The following is a 13,355-nucleotide window of genomic DNA, read 5'->3' as shown; positions in this document are numbered from 1 at the left end:
TCACCACCTCACCCGAAAGTCGGCCTTGTCTGCCTGAGCCGATTGGGGATTGTGGGACCAGCAATGGAGATCGTGCATGACCGAGCTTGCCCAGTGGCTGACGACGCAGACGAGTGACCAGGCGCTTGCCGGCGCGATCCTTTCGATGGCGGCGGCGGGGGCGGAACTGGCTGCCGTGTTGCGGCAAGCTCCGATTGCCGGGCAAACCGGTCTGGCTGGATCGGAGAATGTGCAGGGCGAAGCGCAGAAGGCGCTCGACGTGATCTCGAACGATATTGTTTTGAATCACTTGCGGGCCAATCCGGCGATTTCGATTCTGATCTCGGAAGAGCTGGATGAAGCCGTTCATCTATCGAGTCAGGGCGCTTTCATAGTCGCCACCGATCCGCTGGACGGTTCGAGCAATCTCGACGTCAACGTGACCGTCGGCACGATTTTCTCGATCCTGGCGAAAGCCGGTGGCCTGCTGCAGAAGGGAACAGCGCAGCTCGCCGCCGGGTACGTTGCCTATGGCCCCGCAACCAGCCTCGTGGTGCGCGTCACTGGCGACACCAGCGTCTTTACCCTTGATGACAAGGGCGCGTGGCTGCTGACGGTGGCTGCCGCGAAGGTGCCCACAGCCAGTGGCGAATTCGCCATCAATACGGCGCGCGAGCGTTTCTGGGACGAAGCGACGACCGGGTATGTCCAAGAGAGCGTGGCCGGCGAAACCGGGCCGGCTGGCAAGCGCTACAACATGCGCTGGGTGGGCTCCATGGTCGCCGATATCCATCGCATCCTGATGCGGGGCGGCATCTTTCTCTATCCGCTCGATAGTGAGACCGTCAGCAAGGGCGGCCGGCTGCGCCTGCTTTACGAGGCCAACCCGATGGCATGGCTGGTGGAAGGCGCCGGTGGCCGGTCGACAACGGGGCACGAGGGCATTCTCGACGTCACGCCAACAGGCATTCACCAGCGTGTGCCGGTGATCCTGGGCTCGGCCGACGAAGTTCGACGTGTCGAAGACTGGTACGCCAGGAGCTGATTGCTTCGGTTTGCATCGTTTCCGCCCATTGGCTAAAACCCTGCCGAGACAGACCGGCGGGTTTGCCGGATGGGAGCCAGCATGACGATCGACGCCAATCACCTGCCTGCAACCAATCGGGGAGCGTGGCAGCAGCGCCAGTTCCACCGCCAGTATCTGATGACGCAGGCGAGCCGGCTGTTCGATTTCTTCGAGGCGGCCTCGATCAACCCCAAGGGGGGCTTTTTCGAGTTGAGCGACGAGGGTCAGCCGCTCTCCCCAGAGAATGGGTTGCGGCAGATCCATGTCACGACCCGCCTAATCCATTGCGCCACCATCGGCAGCCTGATCGGGCGGCCAGGGTCCGACGAAATCATCGACCACGGCATGCGCTACCTCTGGAACAAGCATCGTGACCAGCGCCATGGTGGCTATGTGTGGTCGCTGGACGACAACGGCCACGCGGATGCGAGCAAGCAGGCCTACGGGCATGCCTTTGTTCTGCTGGCGGGGGCGAGCGCCAAGCTGGTGGGTCATCCACTGGCCGACCAGGTCATCGCTGACGTTACCGAGATCATCGAGACGCGCTTTTGGGACAAGAAGATCGGCGCCGTGCGCGAAGAGTTCGGCAATGACTGGAGCCAGATCAGCTCGTATCGCGGCCAGAATTCCAACATGCACCTGACCGAAGCGCTCATGGCGGCCTACGAAGCCACGGGCGACCGGGAGTATCTCAAGAAGGCGACGCGCATCGCCGACCTCATCATCAATCGCAATGCCGCCAAGCTCGACTATCGCGTCGCCGAGCATTTCCACGAGGACTGGACGCTCGACAAGGAATTCGTCGGCTCGGAGATGTTCCGCCCATCCGGGACGACGCCCGGACACGCGCTCGAATGGTCGCGCCTGCTGTTCCAGCTGTTCGTGCTCGGCCGCAAGGAGCACAGCTGGATGACCGAGGGCGCACGCAACCTGTTCCGCCAGGCAGTCGAGCTCGGCTGGGACAAGCAGCATGGCGGCTTCTTCTACACGCTCGACTGGGACAACAAGCCGATCATGCGCGAAAAGCTGTGGTGGCCGGTGGCCGAAGCCATCGGCGCCGCCGCTTATATCGGCGGGCACGATCACGACGACTATTTCCAGATCTGGTATCGCCGGTTCTGGGATTTCGCCGAGAACCACCTGATCGACCACGATCGCGGCGGCTGGCACAGCGAACTGACCGAGCAGTTGGTGCCGACATCGCGCCTGTTCGTGGGTAAGCCCGATCTTTACCACGCGCTCCAGGCCTGCCTCATCCCGCTCTATCCGGTGACCGGGAGCCTGACGCACGGCATTATCGAGGCGGATCACCCCAAGCGGTACTGACGCCGGCGCCCATCAGGACAACCATTGCCCGTTTTCCGCGTTGCCGAAAGGAACGACACGGAGAACGAGCAATGGCATTTCTGGACGGCAAGGTCGCACTGGTTACCGGCGCAGGATCGGGTATCGGCAAGGCTACGGCACTGAAGCTGGCCCGTGAGGGCGCTGCAGTCGTGGTGATCAGCCGCACGAAAGAGGAAATCGATGCGACCGCAGCCGAAATCGAGAAGGCCGGCGGCAGGGCCCTGGCCATAGAAGGCGACACGACTGATGATGCCGGGATGAAGGCGGTGGTCGACACGGCGATCCAGACCTTCGGCAAGCTCGATATCGTCGTCGCCAATGCTGGCATCAACGGCGTCTGGGCCCCGATCGAAAAGCTCACGCCGGACGAGTGGGACAAGACCATCACCGTCAACCTCAAGGGGACTTATCTGACGTTGCATCACGCGGTGCCGGCGCTGGAAAAGGCCGGTGGCGGGGCTATCGTCGTGGTTTCATCCATCAACGGCACACGAACTTTCACCACGGCGGGCGCCAGCGCCTATTCGGTGACCAAGGCAGGACAGGTCGCGATGGTCCAGCAGCTGGCGCTGGAGCTGGGCCAGCGCAAGATCCGCATCAATGCGGTCTGTCCCGGTGCCATCGAAAGCGAAATCGACGACAATACCGACCGCCGCGCGGATGAGGTGGAAATCCCGGTCGAGTTTCCCGAGGGCGACATCCCCCTGACCGATGGCAAGCCCGGCAAGGCCGAGGACGTGGCCGATGTCATTGCCTTCCTCGTTTCCGATGCGTCCCGTCATGTGACCGGCACGCCGGTGTGGATCGACGGGGGGCAGAGTTTGCTGCGCTAGTCGGCACACGGACAAAACCATGCTCCGGGCCTCGGTTGCCAGGCCCGAGCATGCATCGTAAAGCACGGGGACGCTTCATCACCGGTGCCCACCATGACCGCCCTGCCCGCCCACCTGCCGCGCCTTCTGGTCGATCGAGCCGTCGCGGCGGCGCTGGAAGAGGATCTGGGGCTCGCCGGAGACCTGACGAGCCAGGCGACGCTGGCGCCAGACATGCATGCGACGGCGGTTCTCGCCGCGCGCGAAGCCGGGATCATTGCCGGCCTCGACCTCGCCGAGGCCGCGTTCCGGCTGATCGGCGATGGCGTGCGCTTCGAACGCCGGCTCGGGGACGGTGATCAAGTCGCGGCCGGCGGGATCATTGCCGAGATTTCGGGACCGGCGCGGCTGGTGATGTCGGGCGAACGGGTGGCGCTCAATTTTCTCAATCACCTCAGCGGCATCGCCACACTGACACGGACCTATGTGGATGCCATCGAGGGCACGGGCGCGCGCATCTGCGACACCCGCAAAACCACGCCGGGACTGCGGGCCTTCCAGAAATATGCTGTTCGTTGCGGCGGCGGCTCGAACCATCGCTACGCACTCGATGACGCCATCCTCATCAAGGACAATCATATCGCCGTGGCCGGCAGCGTAACGGCGGCCTACAAGACGGCCGTAGCCTTTGCGGGACATCTCGTTGCCATCGAGATCGAGGTGACCACCCTGGCCGAGCTCGAGGAAGCGCTTGCGGCCGGGGCGCGCGTCATCATGCTCGACAACATGGACAACGCTCTCCTGCGCCAGGCGGTGGCCATCAATGCCGGTCGCGCCAGGCTCGAGGCATCGGGAGGCGTCAAGCTCGAGCGCGTGCGATCCATCGCCGAGACGGGGGTCGACTACATCTCGACCAGCCAGATCACGATGGGCGCCAAGCCGCTGGACCTGGGACTAGACGTGACCCTGGGGGCTGCGCGATGAGCGTTTCCAGCGAGGTCGTCGCTGCCAGTCTCGTCGAGGTCATGGTCGAGGCCGCCATCGCTGCGGCCGAGGTGATCTGCTCAGTCTATCACCGCCCAATCCATGTGGTGACCAAGGACGATGGGTCGCCGGTCACCGAGGCCGATGCGGCTGCGGAGGCGGTGATCATCGCGCATCTCGAACCCACCGGCCTGCCGGTGCTGGGGGAGGAAAGCGTGGCAGCGGGCATCATCCCGCGGCTGGGCGCGCGATATTTCGTCGTCGATCCGCTCGATGGCACCAAGGAATTCATCAAGCGAAACGGCGAGTTCACGGTCAATATTGCATTGATCGAGGACGGTCGGCCGACGCTGGGCGTGGTCCTGGCGCCGGCCAGCGGCGAGATTTTCGTCGGCGACGAGACCGGCGCCTGGACCGGTAAGGTCGTGGGGAATTCCGTGACCGAGCGGCGGCCGATCAGCGTCGCGCTCCTTGCCCGGCCGCGGATCGTCGCCAGCCGCAGTCATGGGCACGCGGCGCTCGAACGGCTCTGCCGCACGCTCGATGTCGAGAGCGATGTCTCGGTCGGTTCGTCGCTGAAGTTCTGCCTCCTGGCCCGCGGCGATGCCCAGCTTTACCCGCGCTTTACCCCGACTTGCGAATGGGATACCGCCGCCGGGCAGGCCGTGCTTGAAGCAGCAGGCGGCGCGGTGCTGACGCTGGATGGCGCACCGATGCGCTACGGGAAGGGCGAGTTGCGGTTCCTCAACCCGTATTTCATCGCGGCGGCAACACGTGAACTGGCCGAGATCGGCGCTGCCGAAATGCGCCGGTTGCTGCCGGAGTGACGTTTGGTCACGTAGGCGTCGCAGACGGGGTAGACTCTACTGACACGGGCTGGCTTCGGCGCCTGTCATGCAAGTAGCGGTTAACTGATCTGCGGGCTACGGCACCCCGTAATGCTTGCGGTTCGGCATCAAGACATATATACGCCCGGCATATATCGGACCAGAATATGGTCACGGGACCGGAGACCCATGAACGTCAGAACCCTTTGCCTCTCGATTCTCTATGACAGTGAAGCGAGCGGATATGACATTCGCAGGATGTGCACGGAGGGCAATTTCGCCTATTTCGTGGAGGCCAGCTATGGCTCGATCTACCCTGCCCTGGCCAAGCTCGAGGACGATGGCCTGGTCGCCAGCCGCACCGAGTTGCAAGAGGGGAAGCCGGCCCGCAAGGTCTACTCCATCACCGACGCCGGACGCAGTGCCTTTGCTGCCGAACTGAGCGAACCACTGGGCGAGGACATGTTCCGCAGCCCTTTCCTGCTGTTCGCGCGGTTCGCGCATATCCTGCCGCGCGACCTGGTGGAGCAGCGGTGCAACGAATTCCTGCAGCGCAGCCAGGATGGGCTCAAGCAGCTCGACGGCGCGCCGGATGAACACAATTGTACACCCGCAGATATGTGGGTCATCAACTATGGACGTGCAGTATTGCAGGTTGCGGAACAACATTTCCGCACCCATATGCACGAACTGATCACAATGGCGCGAGCCGAGCCACAAAAAGACGCGGCTGAATAAGGGGCGAATTCGAATGCGTGCACTGTTTTCCTATGGTCTGGCCTTTGCGATCCTGCTTCTGGCAGGCGGCTGGCTTGCGACCGGAACTCTTGTCCAGGGTGGACAGGGTGCCGGCAATGGCGAGAAGCCGATCATTGCGGTGATCGAGGGCGAAGAGCATGGTCCGATCGCAACGACGCTGGGCAATGCAGGCCTTCTGGCCGAGCACCACCAGCCCGAAGTCGACCCTACCAAGACCATTGCACAGCGCAACGAGGAAACGACCGGCGCCAACGCACCGCTGCAGAGCGTGCGGGTCGAGCGCTTCACCGCGCAGGCCATGCCGTTGCAGGTACCGCTGCGTGGCCGCACCCAGGCCAAGGCCACGGTGACTGCCGTCGCCGAGACTGCAGGCACGGTCGACACCGTCCATGTGACCAAGGGGCAGCGCGTCAATGTGGGCGATGCCCTGTGCACGCTCGACCAGGGTACGCGCGCCGCTGCCGTCGCTCAGGCCGAAGCCGCCCTCGCCCAGGCGCAGCTTGCCTTCGACACCAATGCCGACCTCCGCAACCGTGGACTGGCTGCCGTCAACACGGCCACTGCTGCCGAGGTTGCCCTGGCGCAGGCCAAGGCCGGCCTCGACAATGCAAAGGCCGAACTCGACCGCACCGAAATCACCGCCAAGGTGGCCGGCCTCGTCCAGGATCCGCTGGCCGTAGCCGGTTCGATGCTGGCGGCGGGCGCCCCCTGCGCTACCATCGTTCAGCTCAATCCGATCGTCTTTACCGGTATGGTGCCCGAGGCCCATATTGGCCTCGCCCGCACCGGCCTCGAAGCCACGATCAAGACCGTGACCGGTCAGACCGTCGAGGGCACTGTGAGCTACATCTCGGCTGTCGCCGACAATGCCACCCGTTCCTTCCCCGCCGAAATCGAGATTCCGAACGAGGACTTCGCGATCCGTGACGGCGTCACCGCCGAAGCCACCGTCAATCTGGGCACCGCGCCCGGTCATCTGCTGCCGCAGTCCGTGCTGACGCTCGATGACGAGGGCGTGCTCGGCGTGCGGACTGTCGAGGACGGCAAGGTCGCTTTCCATCCGGTCACCATCGTGAGCGACACACGCGAGGGCGTTTGGGTAACGGGCCTTCCTGCCGTTGCCGATGTCATCACGGTCGGCCAGGAAAACGTGACTTCCGGACAGGCCGTACAGGCCAGCCCGGCGACTGAAGCCGCCGAAACAACCGCCAGCTGAGGACGCAGACCATGCTCGATTTCATCGAAAAAATCCTCAGGATGCCGCGTGTCGTCCTGACGATCATGGTTATCGTGCTGGCGGCAGGCGCCGGCGCCTATACCTCGATGCCGAAGGAAAGCTTCCCGGCCATCGACGTGCCCTATCTCTACGTGTCGATCAGCCAGACCGGCGTGTCGCCACGCGATGCCGAAAACCTGCTGGCCAAGCCGACCGAAGAAGAACTGGCCAACCTGCCGGGGCTGAACAACATCAGTTCGACCTCGACCACGGGCCATGCCTCGGTCTTCCTCGAGTTCGACATCAATACCGACAAGGACCAGGCCCTGGCCGACACCCGCGCCCGCATGGACGCGGTGAAGGCCAAGCTGCCGACGGATGCCAACGATCCGACGGTGAGCGAGATCGACCTGGTCGGCATGCCGATCATTTCGGTGGCCGTCTACGGCTCTGCCCCGGAGAAGGAACTCGTGCGCCGCGCCGAGTTGCTGCAGGACGCCATCGAGGGCATTCCCGAAGTCCGCGAGGCCACGCTCTCCGGCTCGCGCGATGAACAGCTCGAGGTTCGGGTCGATCTTCTGCGCCTCGAAGCCTACGGCCTCACCGCCAACCAGCTGTTCGACGCGCTTGCGCGCAACAACATGGTCGTGCCGGGCGGCACGCTCAATACCGGACAGGGCTCGTTCAACATCGAGGTGCCCGGCCTCATCACCACCGCGGAAGACGTCTACAGCCTGCCGCTCAAGACCGACGGCAATACGGTCGTCACCTTCGGCGATGTCGCGACCATCACCCGCACGCTTGCCGATGCGACCGAATATACCCAGGTCAATGGCTCCCCTGCCCTGATCCTCGGCGTCGCCAAGAAGCTCGGCACCAACATCATCGATGTGTCGGACAAAGTTCGGCAGGTGACCGAGGAGACGGCGAAGGACTGGCCTTCGGGCGTCACCTATTCGTTCTTCCTCGATCAGGCCGAAACCACGACCGCGCTGTTCCGCTCGCTGGAAGCTGCGGTGCTGACCGCCGTGGCACTGGTGCTGATCACCTGCGTGGCGACGCTCGGCGTTCGTCCCGCGATCATGATCGGCATGTCGATCCCGCTCTCGTTCATGATGGCCTTCCTCGTCGCGCAGGGCCTGGGCATGACCATCAACATGATGGTGATGTTCGGCCTCGTGATCGCGGTGGGCGTGCTCGTGGACGACCCTGTCGTGGTGGTCGAGTATGCCGAGCGAAAGCTGATGGAGGGCATTCCGAAAAAGGAAGCCTTCATCATGGCCATGCGCAAGATGTTCGTGCCCGTGGTCGGCGCCACTGCGACAACACTCGGCGCCTTCATCCCATTGCTGTTCTGGCCGGGCATCATCGGCAAGTTCATGAGCTATCTGCCGATGATCGTGATCATCGTCATGGTCGCCTCGTTCATCTCGGCCCTGATCTTCATGCCGGTCATCGGCTCCATCATCGCGTCCACGCATGTGGACGAGAAGGAGAAGGCCAAGGCTGACATCGTCATGTATCCCGACAAGTTCGACGTGAAGAAGGTCGGCGGACTGACCGGGCTTTATGTGCGGCTGATGGACAAGTTGCTGCACTGGCCGCTGCCGACGCTGGCCGTCGGTTTCGGCGCCATCGTCACCATCTTCGTGGCCTATGCAATGAACCCGACGGGCTCGGAGGCCTTCCCGGCGTCCGAACCGGAATTCGCCACCGTCGCCGTCGTGGGACGGGGCAATTACTCGCCCGAAGAAATCCGTGACATGCTCAGGGAGATCGAGAACGAGCTGATCCAGGTCCAGGGCGTCCAGGACGTGATCATGCAGTTCGGTTCGACCGGATCGTTCTCGACCACGCCACCGGACACGATCGGCAACTTCCAGCTGCAGCTCACCAACTGGAACCACCGCGTTCCGGCGTCGCAGATCTTTGCCGAAATCCGCGAGCGTGTCGCCGGCTTCGCCGGTCTCGATATCCAGGTGCTGGCGGCCGAAAACGGTCCGCCGGCGGGCAAGGACATCAACCTGCGCGTCGACAGCACCAATTACGACGATCTCGTGCCTGTGGTGACCGCGATCCGCAACCATATCGCGACCTGGCCTGAAGCCGTCGACATCGAAGACGGTCGCCCCTCGCCCGGTATCGACTGGCAGATCACCATCGATCGCGCCGAAGCGGGCAAATATGGCATCGGCGTGCGCGAGCTGGCGCCTTATGTCCAGCTCGTCACCTCGGGCGTGAAGCTGGGCACCTACCGCGATGCGCAGACCGGCGACGAACTCGACATCCGCGTTCGCCTGCCCAAGGAAGAGCGCAGCTTCGACGCGCTCGACAGCATGCGCATCGCCACCAGCCAAGGCCTGGTTCCGGTCTCCAACTTCATCGAGCGCACTGCCGTGCCGAAAGTGGCCAACATCCAGCGCCGCAACCAGGTCTACACCATGGCTGTGGCGGCCGGTCTCACCAACCTGCCCGAAGGCGTCTATGCCGCCGACAAGGTAGCGGAACTGCAGACCTGGATCGGCGAGCAGAACTTCCCCGACACCGTTTCGGTGGCATTCGGCGGTGCCGAAGAGCAGATGGGCGACGCCAATGCGTTCATCGGCCAGGCGCTGATCATGGCCATGGCCATCATCTTCTTCGTGCTGCTGCTCGAGTACAACAGCTTCTACCAGGTGATGGTGACGCTCACGACCGTGGTGATGTCGGTGGCCGGCGTGCTTTTGGGCATGCTGATCACCGGGATGACCTTCTCGGCGATCATGACCGGCCTCGGCATTGTGGCGCTGGCGGGTATCGTGGTGAAGAACGGCATCGTCCTGATCGACACCTATAACGACTACCATCGTCACCAGAACGTGGAAGCCGTGAAGGCCATGCTGCTGACCGTGAGCCAGCGCGTGCGTCCGGTGTTGCTGACCGCGTTCCTCACGGCGCTGGGCGTTATCCCGATGTGGGCGAATGTGGAGTTTGACTTCATCCGCCGTGAAATCGTCATCGGCGGCCTTGCCGGATCGTGGTTCATCCACCTCTCGGCAGCGCTGGTCTCGGGCCTGTTCTTCTCCACCGCCCTCACACTCATCATGGTGCCGGTCATGATCACCGCGCCGAGCGTGATGTGGAACCAGATCAAGTGGGTCGGCGGGCTCTTCGCGGCGCTGGGCGGCTGGATTGGCGGGCTCTTCGGTCGCAAGCCGGTGGCAGCGCCGGCCGGCTTCGACGGCATGGCCGTGGAAGTTCCCGACGATGCCGACAGCTCCAAGCGCTACATCGTCTCGAAGGACGTCGGCTTGCAGGAGAAGGAAGCCAACGGCGTCACGGTCGTTAGCCGCAGGGATGCGGCGGAGTAGAAACTCTGCAACCGAGTGAGTTGACAGGGGCCCGCGTAAACGCGGGCCTCTCTTGTTTCAATGCTCCTCACCTCGTCATTGCCGGGCTTGTCCCGGCAATCCACCTTGTGGATGTATCGCGTGGACCACCTGGACAAGCCCGGTGGTAACGAAGGGAACGTGAGATCGGCGCTCGCGGTCAGGACGCCTAGTCACTGCCAAACGCATAGAGCGCCCAATCATCCCCATCGAAATGGATGTCGCGGAGTGAGCTGGTACGGCTGGCCAGCGCCCTGCCCCAGAAGCCTTGCGCGGCGAGGTTGGCGTGGGGGACGGCGATGTGCCAGTCGCCGGGGTGGGCCTTGAGCGCTAATTCGAGCGCGGCCAAGCCCACTCCCCTCTTCCGATAGGCCTTCAGCACAAAGAACTCGGCCGTGAACCAGCAGGGCGCGCGGCTGGTCAGCGGGCATTCGTCCACGACCAGCGCGAAGCCGGCAATCTCGTCACCGCTCATGATGAGGTAGGGCGAACGCCAGAAGCGGTCGAGATAGCAGTATTCGAACAGGCCATCCGGCCCCACCGGAAACGGCATGAACTCGGTCATGTCGTAGAGGTAGAGCTGGACGAGACTGGCGATGGTGGGTTTGTCGGCTGGGGTAGCGGGTCGAAGGCGAATCTCGTTCATGAGGGAAGGTTACCCCTCATCCCAACCGAAATTCGCATTCGCGAATTCGGTGACCCTTCGGGCACCCCCGGGTCAAGCCCCAGGGCAGGCTCTTCTCCCGCAAGGGGAGAAGGCGAAGAGCAGCTTACTCCGCCGCGGGCGCACCGCGCTTGACGAAGCCGTCGGGGTCGTCCTGCGTCCGGGCCAGGAGCTCCGCCGCCTCGTTGGCCTCGCGCTGGCGGTTCCACATCTGGGCGTAGAGCCCGTCCTGGCGCAGCAGCTCCATATGGCTGCCGCGTTCGGCCACGAGCCCGTCGCGCAGCACGAGGATTTCATCGGCGTTGACCACCGTGGACAGGCGGTGAGCGATGACGACAGTGGTGCGGTTGCGGGACACTTCGTCCAGCGCCTGCTGGATGTCGCGTTCGGTCTTGGTGTCGAGCGCCGAAGTCGCCTCGTCGAGAATGAGGATCGATGGCGACTTGAGGATGGTGCGCGCGATGGCGACGCGCTGCTTCTCGCCACCCGACAGTTTGAGGCCACGCTCGCCCACCGGCGTTTCGTAACCCTTGGGCAGGGTGTCGATGAAGCCGGCGACCTGCGCCATGCTGGCAGCCTCGCGCACCGCTTCCATCGATGCGTCGGGGCGTCCGTACTGGATGTTGTAGCCGATGGTATCGTTGAACAGCACCGTATCCTGCGGAACCATGCCGATGGCCGAGCGCAGGCTTTCCTGGGTGACGTCGCGCAGGTCCTGTCCATCGATGGTGATGCGGCCGCCGGTGACATCGTAGAAGCGGAACAGCAGGCGCGAAATCGTGGACTTGCCCGCACCTGTTGGCCCGACGATGGCAACGGTCTTGCCGGCAGGCACCTCGAAGCTGACCCCCTTGAGGATCGGACGATCCGGATCGTAGTGGAAGGTGACGTCCTCGAAGCGCACAACCGGGCCGGTCACGGCCAGAGGCTTTGCGGTCGGGCTGTCTTCGATCTCGGGATTCTGGTCGAGCAGCTTGAACATTTCCTCGATGTCGGTCAGCCCCTGGCGCAGTTCGCGATAGACGAAACCGATGAAATTCAGCGGCCGGTAAATCTGCATCAGGAACGTGTTGAGCAGCACGAAGTCGCCCAGCGTCAGCGTGCGGTTCATCACCCCGACGATCGACATGATCGAGATGATCAGGAAACCGCCGTAGAAGATCAGCGCCTGACCGAAATTGAGGAAACCCAGCGAGGTCCATATGCGGATGGCGGAGCGCTCGTAGCCGGCCATCGCCGCATCGAAGCGCCTGGCTTCCATCGGCTCGTTGGCGAAATACTTCACCGTCTCGAAGTTGAGGAGGCTGTCGATCGCCTTGCCATTGGCATCGGTGTCGCTGTTGTTCATGTCGCGACGGATGGCAATGCGCCAGTTCGAGGCCTTGATGGTGAAATAGAGATAGGCCCAGATCATCACCACCAGAACGCCGAGGTAGCTGACGCCGAAAAGCCAGACGAAGATCACGGCGACGACCACGAACTCCACGAGCGTCGGCGCGATGTTGAGCATGGCGAAACGGACCACCGTTTCGATGCCCTTGGTGCCGCGCTCGATGACGCGCGACAGCCCGCCGGTGCGACGCTGCAGGTGGAAGCGCAGCGACAGGCGGTGCATGTGGTGGAAGGTTTGCAGCGCGAGCTTGCGCACGGCGTGCTGGCCGACGCTGGCGAACAGAACGTCGCGCAACTGCTGGAAACCGGCGTCGATGACATTGCCCAGCACATAGGCAATGACCAGCACGATGGGCACGGCAAGGCCCAGGATCAGGGTCTGATCCGGGCTGGTACCGTCGAGGCTGTCGATAATGCCCTTGTAGGCAAACGGCACGAGCGTGGTGGCGACCTTGCTGGCGAGCAGAGCCGCAATGGCCAGCACCACGCGCATTCTGAGGTCCGGCCGGTCCTCGGGCCACATATAGGACCACAGATTGCGGACCGTGGAGAATACCGATCCCTCGTCCGCGCTAACGGACGGGGATTTTCCAGCGTTGTTTTTTGCCATCAGGCGAGTTCCGTTTCCTTGTTGGCGGCGACCGGCGCCAGCCCCTTGAGGAGACCGCCGAAGGCGGTGCCGAGTTCGGCGAAGCGATCCTGACGGATGCAGTAGCGGTTGCGCGTGCCATGCGGCTTGCGCTCGATGAGGCCGGCATCGTGCAGCACCTTGATGTGCTGGCTGACGGTGGACTGGGCCAGCGGCAGGCTGTCGGTGACGTCACCGCAGCAGCACTGCCCTTCGCGCTGGGACGCCATGATGCGCAGGATTTCAAGCCTTACCGGGTGGCCCAGGGCGCGCATGATGTTGGCAATGTCGTCGTCATGCATGGGGCAAACTC

General features: G+C 63.4%; 11 protein-coding genes. 8 read left to right on the top strand and 3 right to left on the bottom strand.

From position 1 onward, the window contains the following. Positions 1-76: 76 nt before the first annotated feature. The 8 genes from CCK88_RS02670 (at position 77) to CCK88_RS02635 (ending at position 10,340) form a co-directional block, all read left to right on the top strand. A complete protein-coding gene (locus tag CCK88_RS02670; RefSeq protein ID WP_086468993.1) occupies positions 77-1,024 on the top strand; it encodes a class 1 fructose-bisphosphatase in 948 nt (315 codons plus the stop codon). Between the two features lie 81 nt (positions 1,025-1,105). Then, positions 1,106-2,371, top strand: a complete 1,266-nt coding sequence (locus CCK88_RS02665) for an AGE family epimerase/isomerase (RefSeq protein WP_086470775.1) — start codon at positions 1,106-1,108, stop codon at positions 2,369-2,371. 71 nt (positions 2,372-2,442) lie between these two features. Further along, complete coding sequence (locus CCK88_RS02660; RefSeq protein ID WP_086468992.1) at positions 2,443-3,225, top strand: SDR family oxidoreductase; 783 nt, start codon at positions 2,443-2,445, stop codon at positions 3,223-3,225. A gap of 93 nt (positions 3,226-3,318) precedes the next feature. After that, complete coding sequence (nadC, locus tag CCK88_RS02655) at positions 3,319-4,188, top strand: carboxylating nicotinate-nucleotide diphosphorylase (RefSeq protein ID WP_086468991.1); 870 nt, start codon at positions 3,319-3,321, stop codon at positions 4,186-4,188. Further along, a complete protein-coding gene (gene cysQ / locus CCK88_RS02650) occupies positions 4,185-5,015 on the top strand; it encodes a 3'(2'),5'-bisphosphate nucleotidase CysQ (RefSeq protein WP_086468990.1) in 831 nt (276 codons plus the stop codon). Before nadC ends, cysQ begins: the two co-directional genes overlap by 4 nt. Positions 5,016-5,204: 189 nt before the next feature. Further along, positions 5,205-5,753 carry a PadR family transcriptional regulator gene (locus CCK88_RS02645; RefSeq protein ID WP_086468989.1) on the top strand — a complete coding sequence of 183 codons (549 nt, stop codon included), beginning with the start codon at positions 5,205-5,207 and terminating at the stop codon, positions 5,751-5,753. Between the two features lie 13 nt (positions 5,754-5,766). Next, entirely contained in the window at positions 5,767-6,990 is a 1,224-nt protein-coding gene (locus CCK88_RS02640) for an efflux RND transporter periplasmic adaptor subunit (RefSeq protein ID WP_086468988.1), read from the top strand. Positions 6,991-7,001: 11 nt separating this feature from the next. Next, positions 7,002-10,340 carry an efflux RND transporter permease subunit gene (locus tag CCK88_RS02635; protein ID WP_086468987.1) on the top strand — a complete coding sequence of 1,113 codons (3,339 nt, stop codon included), beginning with the start codon at positions 7,002-7,004 and terminating at the stop codon, positions 10,338-10,340. A gap of 187 nt (positions 10,341-10,527) precedes the next feature. On the opposite strand, the gene CCK88_RS02630 is transcribed toward CCK88_RS02635, so the two are convergent. From CCK88_RS02630 to CCK88_RS02620, 3 genes are all read right to left on the bottom strand, one after another. Next, positions 10,528-11,004: a GNAT family N-acetyltransferase gene (locus CCK88_RS02630; protein ID WP_086468986.1), complete on the bottom strand. Its 477-nt coding sequence runs from the start codon at positions 11,002-11,004 to the stop codon at positions 10,528-10,530. 124 nt (positions 11,005-11,128) lie between these two features. Continuing rightward, positions 11,129-13,024 carry an ABCB family ABC transporter ATP-binding protein/permease gene (locus CCK88_RS02625; protein WP_086468985.1) on the bottom strand — a complete coding sequence of 632 codons (1,896 nt, stop codon included), beginning with the start codon at positions 13,022-13,024 and terminating at the stop codon, positions 11,129-11,131. Continuing rightward, on the bottom strand, positions 13,024-13,344 hold the full coding sequence (locus CCK88_RS02620) for an ArsR/SmtB family transcription factor (protein ID WP_086468984.1): 321 nt from the start codon (positions 13,342-13,344) through the stop codon (positions 13,024-13,026). Before CCK88_RS02620 ends, CCK88_RS02625 begins: the two co-directional genes overlap by 1 nt. Between the last annotated feature and the right edge of the window lie 11 nt (positions 13,345-13,355).

This window comes from Devosia lucknowensis, from assembly GCF_900177655.1.
Taxonomy (GTDB): domain Bacteria; phylum Pseudomonadota; class Alphaproteobacteria; order Rhizobiales; family Devosiaceae; genus Devosia; species Devosia lucknowensis.
Note: the sequence above shows the minus strand (reverse complement) of the source record. Positions and strands in the feature narration are given on the sequence as shown.

Excerpts from the sequence above, each read along its gene's own strand:
- CCK88_RS02670 (WP_086468993.1), top strand. The coding sequence starts at position 77 with ATGACCGAGCTTGCCCAGTGGCTGACGACGCAGACGAGTGACCAGGCG.
- CCK88_RS02665 (WP_086470775.1), top strand. The coding sequence starts at position 1,106 with ATGACGATCGACGCCAATCACCTGCCTGCAACCAATCGGGGAGCGTGG.
- CCK88_RS02660 (WP_086468992.1), top strand. The coding sequence starts at position 2,443 with ATGGCATTTCTGGACGGCAAGGTCGCACTGGTTACCGGCGCAGGATCG.
- nadC (WP_086468991.1), top strand. The coding sequence starts at position 3,319 with ATGACCGCCCTGCCCGCCCACCTGCCGCGCCTTCTGGTCGATCGAGCC.
- cysQ (WP_086468990.1), top strand. The coding sequence starts at position 4,185 with ATGAGCGTTTCCAGCGAGGTCGTCGCTGCCAGTCTCGTCGAGGTCATG.
- CCK88_RS02645 (WP_086468989.1), top strand. The coding sequence starts at position 5,205 with ATGAACGTCAGAACCCTTTGCCTCTCGATTCTCTATGACAGTGAAGCG.
- CCK88_RS02640 (WP_086468988.1), top strand. The coding sequence starts at position 5,767 with ATGCGTGCACTGTTTTCCTATGGTCTGGCCTTTGCGATCCTGCTTCTG.
- CCK88_RS02635 (WP_086468987.1), top strand. The coding sequence starts at position 7,002 with ATGCTCGATTTCATCGAAAAAATCCTCAGGATGCCGCGTGTCGTCCTG.
- CCK88_RS02630 (WP_086468986.1), bottom strand. The coding sequence starts at position 11,004 with ATGAACGAGATTCGCCTTCGACCCGCTACCCCAGCCGACAAACCCACC.
- CCK88_RS02625 (WP_086468985.1), bottom strand. The coding sequence starts at position 13,024 with ATGGCAAAAAACAACGCTGGAAAATCCCCGTCCGTTAGCGCGGACGAG.
- CCK88_RS02620 (WP_086468984.1), bottom strand. The coding sequence starts at position 13,344 with ATGCATGACGACGACATTGCCAACATCATGCGCGCCCTGGGCCACCCG.